We start from the raw sequence: 19,104 nt of genomic DNA, 5'->3' as shown, positions 1-19,104 counted from the left end.
ACGAACTTGCGAAAGCAAGTATAGTGCCAAAGTAGAATGTAGCGAAGCCCGGAGTGAGGGTCGCGAGCGAGCACGAAAGGAGTGCCTGGCCAGTAGTTATATGCCGTTGTCAGCATATTTAACAAAACTTATGTTTTAACTCGTTCTTTTCCTATTAAAGCCTTTCGCTATTTATCTAGTTAAATTATTATTAGCCGTTGTAGGCTTTTTCGAGTTCACTTATATTCAATTTATCCATAGTAAGCATAGCAGCGCCAACCCGATCAGCTTTAACAGTGTCTGGATCACGCATCATGATATCTAGGATTTCCGGCATAATCTGCCACGTTAAGCCGTATCTATCTATAAGCCAGCCGCAAGACATTATTTTGCCGCCTTTGGATAGCGCTTCCCAAAGATGATCAATCTCTTCCTGGGTTTCGCAGTTTACCGCTATTGAGATAGCTTCGCTAAAAGTAAACATCGGACCGCCATTTAGTGCAGTAAAGTTTTGGCCATTCAGCTCAAAGTCTATTGTTGATACGTCTCCGGCCTTCTTTCCAGCTTCTTTTGCCACTGACTCTGTGAGATACGATGTGTTTATTATTTTTGCATTTTCAAACAGCGATACATACAAATCTACCGCTTCCTTTGCCCGGTCGTTAAACCAAAGAAAAGTTACTATTTTTCTCATATGAAGGTTCCTTTCTTCTTATTTAGTAAGAGAATTTTTCTATAGCAGCCAGTACACCATTTAGCTTTTGTACTATAATTTCCATGACATCAGGGGAACACTCGTCTTCTGCTGCCAGGCTAAATGCATTTGGGTATCTGGCTCCTCTGCCTGAATAAAATCTTTTATCGCCTGTTTCACTTTTTCAACCGCTGACGCTTTCACTCGATAAGTACCAATTTGTAAATCGCCATAATAATCTCCTTATTTTACTAACATAATAGTAAATATATATTTATAGAAAGGAAAGTAGAAATTGTAAGTGGCTGGCAATGGCATATAACGAAATATAATTGTCGACGTTTCGCGAGTGCGAAGCACTTGGCACGAGACTTGCCATGCAAGACGAGTGACAAAGCGGAATTTGGCGAAGCCCAAGCAAGGGTTGCGTAGTGATCCCGCAGCGCCGCGACAATTTTTAGTTATACGAAGTCGTTTTTAATTAAAGAGAATTTCAATAATCTTATCTCTTAAAAAGGTAAATATAGTGCCAAAAATTAAAAAGCTTAGATTGCCGCTTATAAACCATACCAAATAATTATTAAATATTTGATATCTTCTTGTGTCAAATGACACAGGAGTACGAATATGTTTTCCCACATAATAATAGGACCCTAGTGAGAGGAAAATTAGACCCGGTCCTACAGCTTCGATATATTTACCGTTGCTTAAGTCACCAAAAGAAATTATTCCAGTCATTATAATCCCAAAAGCGATAACAACGGAAAGAATTTCTGGAGGATGAAAAAACCAATTAACAGATCGAAAGCTATCAATTACTTGGTCTAGTTTATCTTGAAATTTCACAGCTACAGATCGGGCATCTTCAAGTTTAAAATCGAGAATAAGTAAAGCACCCTCTTCTTTATCTAAATTAATAGTTATTTCAAATTCTTTCTTTTCATCAAGTAGTTGAAATTCAATCAATGATAAAGAGTCGGCTAAAAACTTTGATTTAAACTCTTTAATACTTTTTAATTCATCTGATCCACGTTTATCAGTTAAGGTAACGAAATATATGCTCTTTACTCCTTTCGGAAAAGCGTTTAATATTTCTTTAGGAAGATCTTTAATGAGAAATTCTTCAATCCTCTGCAAGGAATCAAAGTCCAAATGAAGCGTTGGGAGCTTTTTTTCAGTTTGAAATCTTGACATTTTTTGCTACCTATCAAATTTTAAAACGATTTCGTCTAACGACCAAGGCTTGACGACGTTTCGCGAGTCCGCAGGACTTGGCACGAGACTTGCCACTGCAAGACGAGTGACAAAGCGAAATGTGCCGCAGGCCGAGCGAGGGTCACGAAGTGAGCCCGAAGCGAAGCGTCAGAGCCGATAGTTATACGCCGTGCGAAATTTAATTAATAAATAAGTTTAATTGTTAAATAGATCACTACAAGGAGCAAAATAGTAACAAGTTTATTATTTTTAAAAAACCATTTTAGAAAAAAGCCGGGAATTAGCGCTAAAATCCAAAAATGATTTTTGAATCTAAATTTCGTTATCGCGAAATCGCCATACTCTTGCGAGAATTCCCTTTCGATATATTTTCTCACTTTCAATCGAAATTCATCACGAACAAATCTATATTCCTCATGAATCGTTCTGTCATCTTCTTTAAAGCCAATCCGAATAATTATATCTTCACAGTCATAGGTTTCAGGAGGAGGGATATTTTCGCCATTGATACCGATTGCTCCAGCAAACTGATGCCTATCGAAAACAAAGTAGTATTCCAATTTATCTTTAAATGAAACCTTCAAGAAGAAATCTTTAACTTTTAAGACAATCTTACCTAAACCTCTAAATGAAAATTCATAGATCTTTCTTCCCACGGAAGATTCATTTATAGATTCATTAACACCGTATGGCTCGTTAAATTTTATATACTTACGATATAAACAATAAAGTAATAATGCCCAAAGAAAACTGAAAGTTTGTTCCTTTGTTAAATAAGTATCGAGAATTCCATTTATTGTTTGAGCCAAGAAATCGAACACATTATCAAGTGACAAATTTTCTAAAATATTCTTGGCGTCAGCGATACCGGAAACTAAGGCCAATAAAGAAACTATAAATGCTAGATTTTCTTTGGAATTGATTTTCATAATAATCAGAACTTATTGAGCATGGCGATAACGAAATATAATTGTCGAAGTTCCGCGCGTCCGAAGGACTTGGCGCGAGACTTGCTTTGCAAGACGAGTGACAAAGCGGAATTTGGCGAAGCCCAAGCAAGGGTCGCGTAAGCGATCCCGAAGCGCAGCGACAATTTTTAGTTATCTGCTGTGCCGCGCCCCGAATTCTAACCGGCGGAGCCAAGGATGGCGGAGCCGGTTAGAGATAAAAAGAAAAGTTAAGTTCCATAACTTACTTCATAAATCTCTTCAACAATACTATCAATTTTATCTTCTAGAAATTCCGCATCAGAAACTTTTCCGTTTTGACGCAAGTGCAATATCTACTGAACAAACTCTTCAATCTTCTTACACTGTGCATATTTCTTTGGTTCACTTTCTGTAGGAATATAAATGGGTAATTGGCGGATATACTTGTTTTCATATGAAAAGAAGCCCCCTCTTAAGGCAGTCGAGATTGTTTTTAAAAATTTATCCAAAAGTCTTGAATTCAAAATTCCTAACAAATAATAGTAGGTTATTGGAACATCTTTTCTTATTAAGATCCCATACGCTCCAGAAACACCGGCGCTAAAGATAAAGTCTCCACTAGAATCTAAAGAAAAGGAAGATTTGAACGCATTAAATGGTGTCAGTATTTTTAATCTGTCAAGAATCTGCATATTCTGTGGCCTACTATAGGACCACCAGATGTTCTTAAATCTCCCCTCCTCTCGCTGAAGTAAAATTCTCTTATTCTCTTTATCCGATAAATACTTATAAGCTAACGGATAATCTGCCTTCAGTTCTTCTTCCGATATTAATTTCCCTTCTTTATTGTAAGGGAAGATAATCGATTCTGTAGTTTTTTCTATATTATATCGCCGTATATACTTTCCTTTTACATAAGGCTTGATTATTGAATTTTCTATTTTAAATTCATTCTGAATAGAAGAAGAATAGCAAAGGCTATTCTTCTTCCCTACGTCGAGAAGTTTAACAATGAATACTGGATCTGCGCCTGCTTTCGGTCCTTGGAAAATATTCGTGGCAATATCTATCAAAGTTGGCTTATTGAGACGCATTTTTTCTAAGAAATTATTCTCTTCGGAATTTACGAATACCCAGTTACTTGAGTCTACTACGTTAGACTTTATATTGAAATAACTTATTCGGCTATTGAGGGCATCTTCAATATCATTAATTTCGTCTCTAAATTCATAATATTCGAATTTCTCTTGCGGTTGACCTGTGAGAAAAAGTAGGCAAGTATATGTAGTTGCATTCTCAAAAATTTGGTTAACACCAAAATGCAAAACCTTATTTAATGCCTTTTTTTGGCTTAATAATTCTCTAATTTTCATGCCGTAAGTAGAGTTAAAAAATTTGTGAGGGCAAATAAATCCGATTAAACCATTTCTATTAATCAATGAAAGTGCTTTCTCAATGAATAGAATATATATATCGTAATTTCCTGTGCTGCCAGAAGTATATATCTTCTTATAAAGTTCAATCAAATGAGGATGCGATTTCTGTAATTCTTGTGTTTTGATATATGGCGGATTCCCGATCACACAATCAAAGCCTTGAGAATAGTTAAAAATTGAGCCAAATCCATTTACTTCGTTTTTCCAATCGAATGGGCGAATTTTCTCATTACCAAACATATCGTTAGCGAAAAGCTCTTCACGACTAATTAACGAATTGCCGTACTGGATATTCATTGTCATATCAGGAAGAATCTTTCCTTTAAGAAAAAGCCATCCTTGATCATCTTCAATACCGTGCTCCAATAGCTTTAGGTATAGACTCAAGATTGCGACTTCAGTGGCCTCCCTATCAACATCAACACCGAATATATTATTAATAAGTATTTCTCCTTTTTTCTTAATGCTAAGTTTTAGCTCTCCATCCTGCGTCTCAAAGTAATCTGTTTTATATTTCTTTATGCTGATATTTTGACTATAGAAGCTTCGATGATATTCCATTAAATAGTTATATGCGCCGAGAAGAAAACTTCCAGATCCGCAAGCAGGATCCAAAATCTTAATTTTTTCTATTTCCTCCGGCTTAAGCCCTTCGATCCTCTTCCCAACTGTCTCCTTAACTATATAATCTACGATAAATTGTGGCGTATAATAAACGCCACCTGCATGTCGAACCTCTTCTTTTTCTTCAACTTTCGCGCGATGACTTTCGGTAAGTCGTATTTTTGATCCTAAGAATTTTTCATATATTCGACCCAGAATCTCAGGCTCAATTACATCAAATTGAAATGGAGATCTAGGATAACACATATCCTGAATAGTTTCTTTTAGGATTCTATCATCAACAATCAGGGTCTCACTAAAATGAGGTTTAAATAGAAGACCATTATATTTAACGTTTAAATCCGAAAACAACGGCAAAAGATTCTCATAGATTCCTTCTCTATTCCTTGATATGTTAAGAAGAGTATTTTCATTTACGATTTCTCTATCTTCTAAATTACGAATAAAGACCAAACGATCCAATATTCTTTGAACTGCTTCATTTAACTCATCAACGGTTAATAATTCATTGCGAATTGCTATGTTCTTTGCAAGATTTTCTCGCCAAAGAGTTATTTCAGAAAGAAATTCTATATCAAGAGGCTTAGTGCTTCTCGATATTTTTCCTCTTAACTTCTCAAGACTACCATCAAGTACTGCTTCTTTCGAAAAATGTTCGTATATAAAATCCCATTGATTTAAATAATCGGTGTATTTTAAATCAAACTCTGTGATTAACCCTTGATTTGGATTTTCATATATCGGCTTTTGAAGCGAATTAAATACTCTAAATTCTTGAAAATCAGTTATGATTACGATCGGAGCCTTTCCGTTTGTGGAATAAGCGTATCTTTTTGCCTGAAAAACAGGATCTTTATCAGTAAGCGGAACCCAGGGTGCCTTAGCTTCGACGAAAAACTTTAATTTCCCATTAAGTCGGAATGCATAATCCGGCTTCTTGGTGCTTGAATTGTCTTTCTGGGAATACTCTCGATGAACATCCCATAGATTTCTTTGTAAGTGCGTTTGATCAAATTCCCAACCTAATGCTTGGAAAAATGGATCGATAAAACGATTTCGTGCTTCAGTTTCTTGAAAACTTTTATCTAAGTAAGTTTTTTCATTCTTAGAAAAATCTTCGACTTTCTTTTCAATGATTTCTTTACCTTTCAATGAAAGTATCCTTTTTAGTAGAATTACATTGCATATTTCATGATAGCCTTAATTATGAAATATATTGATTATACAACCGGCATTGTTTAGAGAATGTATATCGTTAATCTTTATTTTTAGAAAACTCAGCTATCAAATCACCAATAGCTTTTCTTTCCTGATTGGAAAATTTCAAAAGGTTCTGAATGATTTCTCTCAAACCTTTAGTAGTCTTGATTTGGCTAAGTAAAACTTTATCTTGATCCGCTTTCGAAACCAATTTATCTTCCTCTTCCGGTGAAAGATATTTAATTGGAAGGACTGGAATCGAATCATTTAAAAGCCAATTAAAGTCTGGCTTATACTCTTGTTTCAGAAGCGTTAAAAAAGAATGCGAAGCAGATTCGACTCGTCCTTGAACAATTCCATTCATTCCGGTAGGTGTAAGTTTCAATTTGGCAGCCGCTTCTTTCTGACTGTCCCCTTTTGCTTCGATCAGGGCTTGCACCTTTTTACCGAGTAAATTCTCTACTTTTTTAACTGTCATTCAAAATACTTTTATAAAATATCACTGACATTAATACGTTTTTAGAGTATTAATGTATTTAGCACTTTATGAGCGCAGAATTAGTTTCCATGGCATCTCCTCATCCGAAAAGCAGAAAAAAGAACATTCTAAGGCCTTCAAATGCCTAGAAAGAGGCAAATCCAGAGGTTGCCATGTTCGCAAGTGCCTTGCCTTACTGGGAAGTCTCTAAAAAAGAAAAAGAATTCTTTTACAGAGCCTTAAAAACAGCGAGAAAGGAAGCGGGATTTACTCAAGCGGAAGTAGCCAAAAAGCTAAAACGGAGCCGAAGTCATATTTCTAAGGTAGAATTAGGATTAAGACGATTGTTTATGGATGAATTTTTGGTGCTATATAGACTTTATGGAAAGCCTACTGTTTATTTCTACTCTGCATTTCTGAAAAGTAATCTAGTAGAAAGACAGGATTAAGCCCGAGTAAAATCTGCGAAGCAGTTTTAACGAGGGCAATTAGAACGAGTAGAGCGAATATTCCACGTCCCGATCGCGAAGCGTTCGGGTGGACCGGTTCGCAAGAACCGGGAAAAGGAAAATGCTATTAATTTTTTACACGTTTTCTAAATGAATCAAGCCATGTTTTTAACTTTTGAAAATCTAATTCCATTTCGATAACATCCGGCGGCGACACCGGAGTTTCTGTTGGCTGCGAATGTTCAAAATACGAATATTTTGTCATCAATTCATCAATTAATTGAATGTCCGCTTTTTCAATATGTAACAAATTTTTTAAACGTAGCGTTTGAACGGATCTTCTGAAACGAATCACAACACTCTGTAAGAGACATTCTTCAATAGCTCTCTCCAATAGAATGCGAAAATCACTGCAGAGTGCTTTCCCAACAGGATAAAAAGCTGCCGTTCCATCCTCGGATTCTAAAATTTTCCTACCCTTTTGCAAATTAGTTATAAGAATATTTAATGATGTCTCAACTTTCCTCGCGTAAAGCGGAGTTTCACCGGGTTGGCCTGTTCCCCAATTCTCGCGCGTTAAATGTAATGTATTTGCCTCTCCGTCTTGCAACTTAGCAATCGTTTCTAAATTAGTTAATAAAGAAATTCTATGGGTAAAAACAATAACTTGCTGATTCTTTGACATTTCACAAATTCTGCTACTTACATACTCTTCATACTCAACATCCAATGAATTTATTGGATCATCGAATATTATAGGGGCTTTATTCTTAGAGAGTAATATCTCTGATATAAAGGCAGCGAGAGATGCTATTCGGAATTCACCTTCGCTTAAGATCTTGCCAACTGGTGCTTCATTTATTGATTTTAATTTGACGGCATAATATGTAACTCCCTTTGAAGCACGTTTTTGTTGAAGTTCGGCTTTTAAGTGCGTCGCTCCGAGTTTATTTAATTCTTTTTGAAAAATATCTCTGAACTCATCAGTTAGAAGACTCGCTGAAAGAGCAGATTTCTTTTTACTTAAAGGAGCAGTGTTGCAGCTACCGATTGCTTTCTCAAATTCTTCAGCAATTTTCAAAGAATTGATTCTTTCTTGAATTTTCTGAATATTTTTAAAGAGAAAAGATCTAGCCTCTAGTTCTACTTTAGATTTTAATATTTCTGCTTTCTCTTCTGGATTTTGTGATTTTTTAGTTTCTTCAAGCTCTATCAAAACTTTGCTCTTAATTGTAGATAAGTATTCAATTAGTTGCTTTTCTTTAGAGAAATCAATTATATCAAATGTACTGCCGTTATCGATTTTATCCAGCTTATCTCTCAAGTTAATAATTTCTTTAAGAAATTCTTCTTGTTTATCTTGCTCTTCTGGAAGAAGAATTTGTAAATTTAGTGCTACTACCTCGTCAAGAGGAAGCTTCGGCAACCCACTCAATTTTTGCTTATACTTCAGTAAATCTTCAAAAGCTTTTTTCTCAAGAGAACCTTGAATAAAATTTTCAAAATCAGTTAACCGATTTATTGTTTCACTCTCAAGAGGCCGTTGGCATAGAACACAAACGGACCCATCTGCTACATATGGAAAAACTTCTTCTTTGTAGGCTTCCGTTACCGAATATTCTCTAGCTGCTTCCCATAATGCTTTCCATGTAGCATTGCCTACACCAGGCAACGGGGCAGAAGAAAATACTTTATCGGCCGCTTCTTTAGCTACTTTAGCCGATTCTTTACTAATATCATCAAGAGCTTTTAAAGATTTAAGATTATCATTAGAATAACCAATTAGGGTCTCATTTAAGGCATCTATTACGTTTTTAGCAGCTAAATCCCGATTGCTTAATGTAGTTATTTTCTTTGAAGTATCCGAAGCAGATAATAATTGGATCAGTTCTGCTAACTTCGCATCATCGGATTCATTCCAAAATATTTTTGATTTTAATTCTTCCTCTTTCATATTTGTAGTAATACTATTAAACCAAATTCCAATGTCTGTATCAGAGTAATGCTCAGGTAATTGAAAATCCGTTTTTAACGCGACTTCACGACTTTCTTTTAAAACATCTGCTACTTTCTCGCTAGCTTTTGTTAACTCCGATAGAAACCAAAGTTCAGGGGGCTCATAACTTATCTCACTTTCCTCATCAATGAATAAACTCGAAGTCAGTGTATCATAAATTTTCATTCTCTCAAATTGGGGATGAGGCTCTTCTAATTTGTGTGTGATTGTATTTTCATTTCCGCCTATATCAATCTTAACCGAAATAGAAGCCTCTTCCTTTGAATCAGAGTAGATATTTCCAATCAATGTTCCTTTCTTTTTGTTTCCAGAAAGATGCTTTAAGGCACGAACATAGCCTGATTTTCCCGAACCGTTATTTCCATATAAAATGGACAATGAATGAGGATATAAGTTTATTGGTTTTTTGGGGCTTAATGCGTTTACACCTTTTATATCAGTTATTTCTAAAATTTTAAATTCGCTTGACTCTGAATTACTAATCTTTTCAGAAATTGCCTTTATATCACAATCTTTAATTCCTTCTGTTGAATTTGCTTCTTTATAACATAGGTTTGAAATTTCAATAATCTTATCCTCAGAAATTGCCCCCTGCTCTATTAAAAACTTAGCTGAGATTTTTTGCCATGTTGGGCGTTCGTTGAGCCAGTCTGAAAAGCTTTTTTCTTTCTTTGCCATTTACGTTATCCAAAAGAATCCTATATTTAATTGAATTATGCTATTTAAGCCTGCCACGGACGGCAGGCGCTATAATGAAGGGGCGCGGCATGGCAGATAACGAAATAGTAGCTCCGACGTTGGCCGGAAGGCACGAACTTGCGTAAGCAAGTTTAGTGACTGAAGGATAATGTGGCGAAGCCTGGAGCGAGGGTTACGAAGTAAGCCCGAGCGGAACGGAGGCTACGTAGTTAGTCGCAGTCGTCCTATTTAGGTAGAAGGTTTTGCAGAGTATTCAATGCACCAGAAATCGAAGGGAAAATCGGATATTTATCTTGTGGATTTAATAGATTAATATATGAATCTAACTCCCATTTTTCATTTTTGAATTTAAAAATTTTGTAACAATAGCCATTTGTTAGCGCGATTAATTCAAGCTTCGGGAAATGTTTAGAATAGCCTTCTGCTTGTGATAAAGCAAGACCTAAACCTTTATCAAATCCTTTTGTTTCGATAATAATTTTACATTCCGAATTTGAAATTTCTTTACTCTTAAAAGGTTTATTGAAAATCGCTATATCAATTTTTCCGGAGGGATTTGGGTATTCTATTTTAATATTCTGCTCAGGCCACCCTAAAGCAAGTAATAACGGAATAACAAGGAATGATCTCGTTTCATGTTCACGCACTTCATCCCAGCTAATATTTCGATAATAATAAGACGCGAGTAACCTAATTCGAGATATTTGCTCACTTACTTTTTTTGATCTACTCGGGCTAAGGCCAAATTTTACAAGTTCTTCTATAATATCAAAATCTCTAACATCATTTGTCGGATTTGGCAATGGTAGGTAAGTTTCCTTCGGAGTTAGATTATTAATCAAATCATCTACTATATTCTTTATTTCGTCTTTATTAATACCAGTGATTGTCGCAATAGTTAAAGAAGGTTCTGGCAATGGATTTTTTGGAATGTAATATTTAACGAAACAATAACCAGGCATTAACCATCCGTCAATGTCGGAAAGAAATTTTAAATCGTTCGAGCCATTTACTTTTCCATTTCTTTTTTCTATGACACCTACGGCTTTTATCGTTTTCCCTTCTTTCAATATAATTCGATCTCCCTCTTTTACCGTGAGAATTATATCGACAAATTTTTGATCACCAACGAAAGCAATACCATAATCTAAAAAAATATGTGAAAAATATCTTCCGAATCCACCTGATGCGATCTGCCAATAATTATTCATTTTTTTCTGATATTTAGAAAGCGTTTAAGACGATTGCGACTAACGAAAGATAATTGTCGACGTTCCGCGAGTGCGTAAGCACTTGGTGCGAGGCTTGCTCTGCAAGACGAGTGACAAAGCGGAATTTGGCGAAGCCCAAGCAAGGGGCGCGTAAGCGAGCCCGAAGCGCCGCGACAATTTTTAGTTAAGCGACGGTTTGGCCGTTAAAAAAGTTAGACCAAATAAGGTTAAGCTGATACCGGAAATTTAATAACATTTCGGGGCTTGTCCTGCAGGGCTGTCCATAAATCCAATTTAATCTGCATATTTAACCAACTCTCTGCAGAAGTATTTGTCGCCAAAGCAATTCGAACTGCTGTCTCTGGTGTTATCGAACTCTTTCCATTCACTATTTCAGAAAGTGTCTTGCGAGATATTCCTAAATCTTTTGCAGCTTCCGTTATCGTTAAACCAAGAGGCTTTATTACATCTTCCAATAAGATTTCACCAGGATGAGTAGGTTTTCTTTTATTCATAAATTCTATGCCTTAATGATAATCTTCATAATCTACTAATATAGCATTCTCTCTTTCAAATTCAAAAGTAATTCGCCAATTGCCATTTACCCAAACTGACCATCTATCCTTCTCTTTACCCTTAAGCGGATGTAATCTATAAGCTGGTAAATCCATATCTTTATGAGATATGGATGAATCTAACCTATCCAAAATTCGCGCTAATTTGCTTGCGTGATCAGGTTGAATCCCTTTCTTACTTCCAGTCTCAAAAAACTGTTCCAAGCCTTTATGTTTAAAGGAAAGTATCAAGAATCATATCGTAACCCATGAGGTTACAGCGTCAAGACTTTTTCTATTAAAAAAGCATTTGGCCAAACTGTCCGCCTAACGAAAGATAATTGTCGAAGTTCCGCGTGTCCGAAGGACTTGGCGCGAGCTTGCCTTTGCAAGGCGAGTGACAAAGCGGAATTTGGCGTAGCCCAAGCAAGGGTCGCAAAGCGATCCCGAAGCGATGCGACAATTTTTAGTTAAACGCTGTTTTTGCGATCTTTGTCTACGGATTAAACCAAGGATGGCGTCACTCTAAGTATTCTTAATTCCAAGCAAGCTAAGAGCTTTCGAATTATTTTTAAGAATAAAGAGCATTCGTTGAGCTGGACCCTGAGGGATATTCCTCCCAGACTCCCATGCTTCTACAGTTTTTACAGAAACTCCTATTGCTCGGGCAAATAAATTTTGAGTTAGATGAAGCTTAGTTCTAATAGTTTTAATTTCTCTAGCTTTAAATTGGGGTAATTTTTCTATAGAAATCTGATGTTCTTTAATTCCAGAAACTTTCTTACCTTCAGAATGCTCGATAGCTTCATTTAGACCTTTTACTAGGCTATTAAACAGTTTACTATTTTCTTTTGCCATATGGATGCTTTCCCGATTTCAATATCTCTTTCAAACGTGTTACCAAATTATGTAAAATCGTTAATTCAAATTTCGTAAGGTTCTCTTTGTCATTCTTCTCTAAAAGCGTTATCAAAAAGAGAATTTCAAATTCTTCAAAATCTATATAGAAGATTCTAACTCCCCCGCTTTTACCTGTTCCTTTCTTTTTCCAACGAATCTTTCTTATACCGTTTGAACCAGGGATTACTACACCTTGCTTTGGATATTCTAAAAGGTGATTTTGGAAGTCCTTAAGTTCGTGATCTCCCAGACCCGCTCTTGTCCAAAAATGATCGAAATCAGTAAATGTACAAACAGTCTTTTCAATTTAGACAGCATCCCTACTGAATAGGGTATTGTCAAATCTTAACTTTTTACTGAAAAAATGCAAAATTGAAAACCTAATTCTGTTTTAAGTAGATTAACCCCACTCCTCGCCGCATGGACGCGGCGAAATTGAAAACGGAAGAATAGCAAAAATGGCGTTTAACGAACGAGGCTGGTCGAAGTCCGACGCGTGCGTAAGCACTTGGCGCGAGTTTGCTTTGCAAACGAAGTGACAAAGTCGGATTTGGCGAAGCCCGGAGTGAGGGTTGCGAAGCAAGCCCGAACGAAGTGCCTGACGCGTAGTTAAGCGCCGGTTTTAACGTTCAGAGAAAATTTTAGTCTACTAACATTTCTCGAATAACTTGTTTAACTTTTGTTATAGTCTTGGATTCAATCTTGCCAAGCTTTTTAATCAGACGAGCTTTATCAACAGTTCGAATTTGATCTAAAACTATCCAACCCTTCTTACTTTGAAAAGTTAGTTCTATTCTTGTTGGATATGAATGCGATTTTGTAGTCATAGGCGCAATAATAACTGTGCCAATGAATTTATTCATCTCATTTGGTGAGATTATAGCACAGGGTCTTGATTTTTTGATTTCATGTCCAATTGTTGGATCTAAATTGATTAAATATACTTCGTATTGAGAAACTACCATTCCCAATCCTTATTAGATAAATCAATATAATCTGGAATAAGTAATTTGTCCTCTTTTCTCTCTGACATTGCTTTAAACTGCTTTTCCCAACCATCCCTAGGCTTAGCTTTTAAAGGGGTTATAATAATCTTATTTTTATCTATTAGCAGGTCTACTTCTTCCTCAATGTGGCATTCTTCTAAAACTGCCTTAGGGATCCTAATACCTTTCGAATTACCTATTTTGACTACTGAAGCTCTCATAGTAATTACTATGTAATTACGAACAATTTTGTCAACAAAAATATAACTTTTGAATATTTCCCTATTATGGGCCCTCTTCATCCTTTCAACGAATGAAAACTGGCGTCTAACGAAAGATAATTGTCGAAGTTCCGCGTGTCCGAAGGACTTGGCGCGAGCTTGCCTTTGCAAGGCGAGTGACAAAGCGGAATTTGGCGTAGCCCAAGCAAGGGTCGCAAAGCGATCCCGAAGCGATGCGACAATTTTTAGTTAAACGCTGTTTTTGCGATCTTTGTCTACGGATTAAACCAAGGATGGCGTCACTCTAAGTATTCTTAATTCCAAGCAAGCTAAGAGCTTTCGAATTATTTTTAAGAATAAAGAGCATTCGTTGAGCTGGACCCTGAGGGATATTCCTCCCAGACTCCCATGCTTCTACAGTTTTTACAGAAACTCCTATTGCTCGGGCAAATAAATTTTGAGTTAGATGAAGCTTAGTTCTAATAGTTTTAATTTCTCTAGCTTTAATTGGGGTAATTTTTCTTCGTATAACTTCGTATAATGTATGCTATACGAAGTTATTACGGTCCAAAAATGATCGAAATCAGTAAATGTACAAACAGCTTTTCGAATTTAGACAGCATCCCTACTGAATAGGGTATTGTCAAAATCTAACTTTTTAACTGAAAAAATGCAAAATTGAAAACCTAATTCTGTTTTAAGTAGATTAACCCCACTCCTCGTCCGCATGGACGCGGCGAAATTGAAACGGAAGAATAGCAAAAATGGCGTTTAACGAACGAGGCTGGTCGAAGTCCGACGCGTGCGTAAGCACTTGGCGCGAGTTTGCTTTGCAAACGAAGTGACAAAGTCGGATTTGGCGAAGCCCGGAGTGAGGGTTGCGAAGCAAGCCCGAACGAAGTGCCTGACGCGTAGTTAAGCGCCGTTAAGTAAAACGCCTATCTAACCCGGATAATCGCTTCATTCATTTGGAGAAAGATATTATCCAAATCTTTAGTAGGTAATAAGTTATATGCAATTTCGATGGCTCTCACTGTGAGTGAAAGATCTTCCGTATGAGTAAAGAAATGGTCGAAAACAAGGATTTTTTTATATTCTTGCAATCCATAAGTTTCCTTATATCTGTTTAATTGAATTATTGCTTTAGCAATTACACATTTTAGATGTTCAGCAAGTTTTTCAGAAGATGGGTATTCAAATCCAGAATATATTACCATTAACTGAGGAGCGCCCTCTGAATTGCGATCAATACGATAGCCGTACTCCCCCGAAAATCCATAATCGTTTTTCTCAAGAATATCTTTCGATATGTCTTGAATTAATGACTCATACTCCTTCCCTCTGGATTTAAGGGCCTTCGAATTATTTATTGATACAAGAGTATTATCTGTTAAATTCGCCAACGCATGCTTGATGTCCCCGGTAATTTTTGATAGTATATCATGTCGAAGAGATCCAATCTTTTTCATATATGAAGGGTCTTCAGTAACCTTCTTAATTTCAACAATACAGTTTAATTCTCTAATCAAAAAATCTGGAGTTTGAACATCTTCCTCAGGAATTCTTTCTATATTGATTATATCGAATTCACCCAAGTCATCAGCAATGAATTCAACAAATTCAGAGATTACCTGGTTCTCCAGATCATCATTTGATTTTGAAATAAAATTTATTTTCATACAAATATTTGTTACTTAATGGCGCTTAACGAAGGAGGCTGGCCGAAGTCCAGCGCGTGCGAAGCACTTGGCACGAGTTTGCACATGCAAACGAAGTGACAAAGCTGGATTTGCCGGAGGCCGGAGCGAGGGTTACGAAGTAAGCCCGAAGCGGAGTGGCCGAGCCGTAGTTAAGCGCCGTGTGATTTTATAACGCCTTACTCTAGTAAATGTTCTTCCAGCGCATAAAGGCCTTTACATCGGCATTTGATAACTCAAACCACTCTCCATTCTTTCTTTTATCTTTAAATCGATGGTGCCAATATTTCTCAATTCCGCTAGGATCATCCGTTTCAATGTGATGAATTGGCCTTGCCTTTTCAGGTAGTTCAATTGAGATTTCGCCTTCTCTTCTAATAATATTGTTTGTCTTTCCAATTTTATATTCATTTCGAGATCCATGTTGAAACAAATAGACATAGCCTGATGAAATCTTGTTACTTTCTGATACGGAAGGCTTCAAGGAAGGAGCTTTATCAGCTTCATTAAACAAAGCCAATAGATCTGAATATTCAGAATTATTATTGCAATAGTTATATAAATCTTTCTTTATTTCTGAATATTCTATATTTTGGAATGTATTTTTAATCGTAGTGACACTTGGAAAATTTGAATCGGTTTGTTTGCGAATTTTTAATTCAGTGTACGTCGGAATTTTATTCAAAGATCTTGCGTAGATTAAGATTTCTTTTAGAATATGCTCTTTTCCGAAAGCGGGGGAAGAAAAAGTATTCGCCGCAAATCCAGCTTCAGCTAAAGCATCAGACCATCTAGTCCAATATTTGCCTTTCCATTTATGAGACGGAATTTTCGCATATTTCTCCATATCACCTATGGAAGGCGATTTTCCGCCCAATAATAAAGCAGTTTCCTTGATTTTTTTAAGAATCTCGTCTTTAGCCATTTTTCTGTTTATTCTTACAATTCAGTGAGTTTATAGCAATTCATTTGTGGAATAATTTTATCACATGGCGCTTAACGAAAGAGGCTGGCCGAAGGACTTGGCGCGAGCTTGCTATGCAAGCGAAGTGACAAAGCTGGATTTGCCGAAGGCCGGAGCGAGGGTCACCAAGTGAGCCCGAAGCGAAGCGGCCGAGCCGGAGTTAGGCGCCGTTGAAATTTTGCGATTAGAATCCGATCTGCTTATTCCAATCATTAATATATTGTTCTATTCTCCGAAATTCTGAAGGTAAAAGCAGCCTATTATGGGCTACAAAATTTCTAGCTTTCTCCAACTCGTCCATTCGTTGCTTTAACCAATGTTGTGTCGGAATTAAATCTTTAAAATCTTCCCAATTATGAACAATTATATCCGATAGATGTCCGAATTCTGTGAACTCAATTAATTCAGAATGATCTCCTTCTAACCAGGAATTATCTTTTGCGTCTTGTTGTCTTTTAGAAGCAAAATCTCGAACTGTTTTTGGAACCCCTTTTTCCCACCAGTCAACATCAAATTTTTCAGTTAGTCTTTCTTTAATTAAGTCTCTTACTGAATTTTCGAAACAGTTCGTAAGAGCATAAATTCGAGACATTCTTAAGGATTCATTTCGTGTGCTGACAGGGAAAGGCGAAAGGGCTTCTTCCCATAACGACTTTTCTGACTGTTCAGTATCAGAACCGACTCTTATTCCCGCTAATTTGAATTTCTCAGATTCAGCCTCAAACATTAAGGCTCTAAAAAGCCATTCACGTATATTTACTCTCTTATTCATTAAGAAGATTCTCTCTTAGTGATTTGAATATTGAATTATATACTTCAATATCTTTTGTCGATGGTAAGTGAATTTCTATATTATATCGAAGATTTGCAGATATAGAGGTTTTTAATGGAACATCAGAAAGCTCTGTTTGCTTCACGAGCTCTACATCTTCACTTGTAGTTTCCTTTGATTTTGCACTTTTGGGAGTTGCTGTAATATCAGAAAGATCGAGCAAAGAAAGAAAAGTGTTAGCCATATAACCGGCTACTTGATCACCAACATTGTGTTTTGACTTGAATAGCCCAATTATAGCAGGTTTATCACCTCCGGAAGGATTTTCATTTATATGAAATATTTCAGAGTAGGCCTCTTTTAAAGCTTCGCCTAACACTTGTCTCGAGGTATGCGTATTCCGATAATTGTGATAACGCTGAGTTGGTGTACCACTTTCATCCAGGAAACCCAAATCTTTAAAAACCCCTATTAATGCCCTATCATTACTGCTCGGAAAACCAATTTTTTTTAAATGCTCCGTTGTAAACTTCTCTGGCGCAGTTCCTTCAATTATTTTTTTCATAATTGCAGGAACATTCTTTACACTATTTATATACTTCTTTGTAAGCATAACTTATCCTCGTTTTGATTCCTTTTAAAAATTAAATTATTTCAATGGCGCTTAACGAAATATAATTGTCGAAGTTCCGCGAGTGCAAAGCACTTGGCACGAGTTTGCTCTGCAAACGAAGTGACAAAGCGGAATTTGGCGAAGCCCAAGCGAGGGTCGCGAAGCGATCCCGAAGCGCCGTGACAATTTTTAGTTATCTGCTGTGCCGCGCCCCGAATGTCTAACCGGCGTAGCCAAGGATGGCGGAGCCGGTTAGGGTATTGATAAGATTTTAATAAACTAAGCTATTAAATCGAAATCCCAGTGACCCTTTCAATTTCCGCGATATAGCGTTCAAAATATTTTGAGTTTTCATTCAATATAACGTATTCGCTTGCCCCATCTGGACTAATATCTTGGTAAATTCTAATCTCTTCCAATGGCGGTATCAGTAAAAGTTCGTAAGATTTATGATGAACTGCAGGAAGGGTATCGAAGAACATAGGCATAGCAAATATTCTATCAAAAATTTCATTGGCTTCAATTCCAATCATTTCCGGTATTTGCAGTCCCTTCTTACCAAAAGTAGCAAATGATTCCGCTACGGAAATTGAAAACGAGTATGAGGTTATCAATTTCCTCTCAATGTAGACGCTTTTATTTCGATAGGGCTTTCGCTTTTGTTGCCCTCTATGGATAAAAGTAAATTCATCGGCAGAATCGATAATTCGATTAAAATAATCCTCATTAACTTTTAAAATAGATTCAATTGAATCAAAGTCTAAGTTTCGAAAACTTTGGATTCCCTCTCCTACACAGTCCCTACAATAAAGTTTTCGATATTTTTTTCTTATAAATCCTTTTAATAATTCGTGGATACTAGTTTCTAATGGGCTTCTAAATTTCGGATCTTTTTTGTTTACATAATCAAAGACAAACTCTCTGTAAGTCTTTATGCCCGCATACCCCAGTGCATCTTCTATGTCATCAAAATACTCATTTCTAAACTTGTTAAAATATTCGCTGATATCAGAAAGAAATGAAGACTGAATTTCATTTAATCTAGCATGAAATCCAGATTTATGATTTCCCTCGCCGCCCCGAATTACTTCAACGTAATCGAGATGATCAACAAATATTTCTTCACCATTATTAAATCCGTATTTCAATGGAATATCGGGGAAACGAGATATGTAATCTATATCAAGTTTTATCAATTCATTTTGTTCTTTAGGCATATTAGCTTTAGACTAAAGAAATTTATATTCAGATTTCGAATTTAATCCTTATTTTTAGAAAACTCAGCTATCAAATCACCAATAGCTTTTCTTTCCTGATTGGAAAATTTCAAAAGGTTCTGAATGATTTCTCTCAAACCTTTAGTAGTCTTGATTTGGCTAAGTAAAACTTTATCTTGATCCGCTTTCGAAACCAATTTATCTTCCTCTTCCGGTGAAAGATATTTAATTGGAAGGACTGGAATCGAA

At 36.3% G+C, this 19,104-nt stretch carries 18 protein-coding genes and 3 pseudogenes; 1 reads left to right on the top strand and 20 read right to left on the bottom strand.

Annotated features, from left to right (window positions below; genetic code table 11):
• Positions 1–190: 190 nt before the first annotated feature.
• The 5 genes from LEP1GSC050_RS03445 to LEP1GSC050_RS03425 form a co-directional block, all read right to left on the bottom strand.
• Entirely contained in the window at positions 191–673 is a 483-nt protein-coding gene (locus tag LEP1GSC050_RS03445) for a VOC family protein (RefSeq protein WP_010568602.1), read from the bottom strand.
• Between the two features lie 477 nt (positions 674–1,150).
• Positions 1,151–1,867, bottom strand: a complete 717-nt coding sequence (locus LEP1GSC050_RS03440) for a hypothetical protein (RefSeq protein ID WP_010568603.1) — start codon at positions 1,865–1,867, stop codon at positions 1,151–1,153.
• Positions 1,868–2,070: 203 nt separating this feature from the next.
• The gene (locus LEP1GSC050_RS03435; RefSeq protein WP_010568604.1) at positions 2,071–2,817 is read right to left on the bottom strand and encodes a hypothetical protein; all 747 of its coding nucleotides are present in this window, start codon (positions 2,815–2,817) and stop codon (positions 2,071–2,073) included.
• Positions 2,818–3,170: 353 nt separating this feature from the next.
• Positions 3,171–6,029 (bottom strand): Eco57I restriction-modification methylase domain-containing protein, encoded by a 2,859-nt coding sequence (locus tag LEP1GSC050_RS03430; protein ID WP_020987067.1) that lies wholly within the window; start codon positions 6,027–6,029, stop codon positions 3,171–3,173.
• Positions 6,030–6,132: 103 nt separating this feature from the next.
• Complete coding sequence (locus LEP1GSC050_RS03425) at positions 6,133–6,555, bottom strand: hypothetical protein (protein WP_010568607.1); 423 nt, start codon at positions 6,553–6,555, stop codon at positions 6,133–6,135.
• A 173-nt stretch (positions 6,556–6,728) separates the two neighbouring features.
• Here LEP1GSC050_RS03425 and LEP1GSC050_RS03420 point away from each other — a divergent pair, with 173 nt between their 5' ends.
• Positions 6,729–7,004 (top strand): helix-turn-helix domain-containing protein, encoded by a 276-nt coding sequence (locus LEP1GSC050_RS03420; protein WP_010568223.1) that lies wholly within the window; start codon positions 6,729–6,731, stop codon positions 7,002–7,004.
• A gap of 127 nt (positions 7,005–7,131) precedes the next feature.
• On the opposite strand, the gene LEP1GSC050_RS03415 is transcribed toward LEP1GSC050_RS03420, so the two are convergent.
• The 15 genes and pseudogenes from LEP1GSC050_RS03415 to LEP1GSC050_RS20935 all read right to left on the bottom strand — a co-directional run.
• A complete protein-coding gene (locus tag LEP1GSC050_RS03415; RefSeq protein WP_010568608.1) occupies positions 7,132–9,699 on the bottom strand; it encodes an AAA family ATPase in 2,568 nt (855 codons plus the stop codon).
• 245 nt (positions 9,700–9,944) lie between these two features.
• Positions 9,945–10,931 (bottom strand): hypothetical protein, encoded by a 987-nt coding sequence (locus LEP1GSC050_RS03410; RefSeq protein ID WP_010568609.1) that lies wholly within the window; start codon positions 10,929–10,931, stop codon positions 9,945–9,947.
• A 227-nt stretch (positions 10,932–11,158) separates the two neighbouring features.
• Positions 11,159–11,446, bottom strand: coding sequence for a HigA family addiction module antitoxin (locus LEP1GSC050_RS03405; RefSeq protein WP_010568610.1), 288 nt, complete (start codon positions 11,444–11,446; stop codon positions 11,159–11,161).
• A gap of 12 nt (positions 11,447–11,458) precedes the next feature.
• Entirely contained in the window at positions 11,459–11,737 is a 279-nt protein-coding gene (locus LEP1GSC050_RS03400) for a type II toxin-antitoxin system RelE/ParE family toxin (protein WP_010568611.1), read from the bottom strand.
• Between the two features lie 273 nt (positions 11,738–12,010).
• A complete protein-coding gene (locus tag LEP1GSC050_RS03395) occupies positions 12,011–12,343 on the bottom strand; it encodes a helix-turn-helix domain-containing protein (RefSeq protein WP_010568215.1) in 333 nt (110 codons plus the stop codon).
• Positions 12,327–12,691 (bottom strand): annotated as a pseudogene (locus LEP1GSC050_RS21225) (hypothetical protein). Before LEP1GSC050_RS21225 ends, LEP1GSC050_RS03395 begins: the two are co-directional and overlap by 17 nt.
• A 335-nt stretch (positions 12,692–13,026) precedes the next feature.
• A complete protein-coding gene (locus LEP1GSC050_RS03390) occupies positions 13,027–13,350 on the bottom strand; it encodes a type II toxin-antitoxin system PemK/MazF family toxin (protein ID WP_010568213.1) in 324 nt (107 codons plus the stop codon).
• The gene (locus LEP1GSC050_RS03385; protein ID WP_020987062.1) at positions 13,344–13,592 is read right to left on the bottom strand and encodes an AbrB/MazE/SpoVT family DNA-binding domain-containing protein; all 249 of its coding nucleotides are present in this window, start codon (positions 13,590–13,592) and stop codon (positions 13,344–13,346) included. Before LEP1GSC050_RS03385 ends, LEP1GSC050_RS03390 begins: the two co-directional genes overlap by 7 nt.
• Positions 13,593–13,896: 304 nt before the next feature.
• A pseudogene (locus tag LEP1GSC050_RS20505) lies at positions 13,897–14,097 on the bottom strand (helix-turn-helix domain-containing protein); the annotation flags it as partial.
• A gap of 433 nt (positions 14,098–14,530) precedes the next feature.
• Entirely contained in the window at positions 14,531–15,271 is a 741-nt protein-coding gene (locus LEP1GSC050_RS03380; RefSeq protein WP_010568216.1) for a hypothetical protein, read from the bottom strand.
• A gap of 202 nt (positions 15,272–15,473) precedes the next feature.
• A complete protein-coding gene (locus LEP1GSC050_RS03375; RefSeq protein ID WP_010568217.1) occupies positions 15,474–16,214 on the bottom strand; it encodes a GIY-YIG nuclease family protein in 741 nt (246 codons plus the stop codon).
• A 223-nt stretch (positions 16,215–16,437) separates the two neighbouring features.
• A complete protein-coding gene (locus tag LEP1GSC050_RS03370; protein ID WP_010568218.1) occupies positions 16,438–17,025 on the bottom strand; it encodes a Swt1 family HEPN domain-containing protein in 588 nt (195 codons plus the stop codon).
• Positions 17,018–17,638 (bottom strand): DUF5343 domain-containing protein, encoded by a 621-nt coding sequence (locus LEP1GSC050_RS03365; protein ID WP_010568219.1) that lies wholly within the window; start codon positions 17,636–17,638, stop codon positions 17,018–17,020. Before LEP1GSC050_RS03365 ends, LEP1GSC050_RS03370 begins: the two co-directional genes overlap by 8 nt.
• 287 nt (positions 17,639–17,925) lie before the next feature.
• Positions 17,926–18,855: a hypothetical protein gene (locus LEP1GSC050_RS03360; protein WP_040911011.1), complete on the bottom strand. Its 930-nt coding sequence runs from the start codon at positions 18,853–18,855 to the stop codon at positions 17,926–17,928.
• A gap of 41 nt (positions 18,856–18,896) precedes the next feature.
• Positions 18,897–19,104 (bottom strand): annotated as a pseudogene (locus LEP1GSC050_RS20935) (XRE family transcriptional regulator); the annotation flags it as partial.

This window comes from Leptospira broomii serovar Hurstbridge str. 5399 (genome assembly GCF_000243715.2).
GTDB lineage: Bacteria > Spirochaetota > Leptospiria > Leptospirales > Leptospiraceae > Leptospira_B > Leptospira_B broomii.
Note: the sequence above shows the minus strand (reverse complement) of the source record. Positions and strands in the feature narration are given on the sequence as shown.

Excerpts from the sequence above, each read along its gene's own strand:
- LEP1GSC050_RS03365 (WP_010568219.1), bottom strand. The coding sequence starts at position 17,638 with ATGCTTACAAAGAAGTATATAAATAGTGTAAAGAATGTTCCTGCAATT.
- LEP1GSC050_RS03420 (WP_010568223.1), top strand. The coding sequence starts at position 6,729 with ATGTTCGCAAGTGCCTTGCCTTACTGGGAAGTCTCTAAAAAAGAAAAA.
- LEP1GSC050_RS03440 (WP_010568603.1), bottom strand. The coding sequence starts at position 1,867 with ATGTCAAGATTTCAAACTGAAAAAAAGCTCCCAACGCTTCATTTGGAC.
- LEP1GSC050_RS03445 (WP_010568602.1), bottom strand. The coding sequence starts at position 673 with ATGAGAAAAATAGTAACTTTTCTTTGGTTTAACGACCGGGCAAAGGAA.
- LEP1GSC050_RS03375 (WP_010568217.1), bottom strand. The coding sequence starts at position 16,214 with ATGGCTAAAGACGAGATTCTTAAAAAAATCAAGGAAACTGCTTTATTA.
- LEP1GSC050_RS03425 (WP_010568607.1), bottom strand. The coding sequence starts at position 6,555 with ATGACAGTTAAAAAAGTAGAGAATTTACTCGGTAAAAAGGTGCAAGCC.
- LEP1GSC050_RS03410 (WP_010568609.1), bottom strand. The coding sequence starts at position 10,931 with ATGAATAATTATTGGCAGATCGCATCAGGTGGATTCGGAAGATATTTT.
- LEP1GSC050_RS03405 (WP_010568610.1), bottom strand. The coding sequence starts at position 11,446 with ATGAATAAAAGAAAACCTACTCATCCTGGTGAAATCTTATTGGAAGAT.
- LEP1GSC050_RS03380 (WP_010568216.1), bottom strand. The coding sequence starts at position 15,271 with ATGAAAATAAATTTTATTTCAAAATCAAATGATGATCTGGAGAACCAG.
- LEP1GSC050_RS03370 (WP_010568218.1), bottom strand. The coding sequence starts at position 17,025 with ATGAATAAGAGAGTAAATATACGTGAATGGCTTTTTAGAGCCTTAATG.
- LEP1GSC050_RS03395 (WP_010568215.1), bottom strand. The coding sequence starts at position 12,343 with ATGGCAAAAGAAAATAGTAAACTGTTTAATAGCCTAGTAAAAGGTCTA.
- LEP1GSC050_RS03360 (WP_040911011.1), bottom strand. The coding sequence starts at position 18,855 with ATGCCTAAAGAACAAAATGAATTGATAAAACTTGATATAGATTACATA.
- LEP1GSC050_RS03385 (WP_020987062.1), bottom strand. The coding sequence starts at position 13,592 with ATGAGAGCTTCAGTAGTCAAAATAGGTAATTCGAAAGGTATTAGGATC.
- LEP1GSC050_RS03415 (WP_010568608.1), bottom strand. The coding sequence starts at position 9,699 with ATGGCAAAGAAAGAAAAAAGCTTTTCAGACTGGCTCAACGAACGCCCA.
- LEP1GSC050_RS03390 (WP_010568213.1), bottom strand. The coding sequence starts at position 13,350 with ATGGTAGTTTCTCAATACGAAGTATATTTAATCAATTTAGATCCAACA.
- LEP1GSC050_RS03435 (WP_010568604.1), bottom strand. The coding sequence starts at position 2,817 with ATGAAAATCAATTCCAAAGAAAATCTAGCATTTATAGTTTCTTTATTG.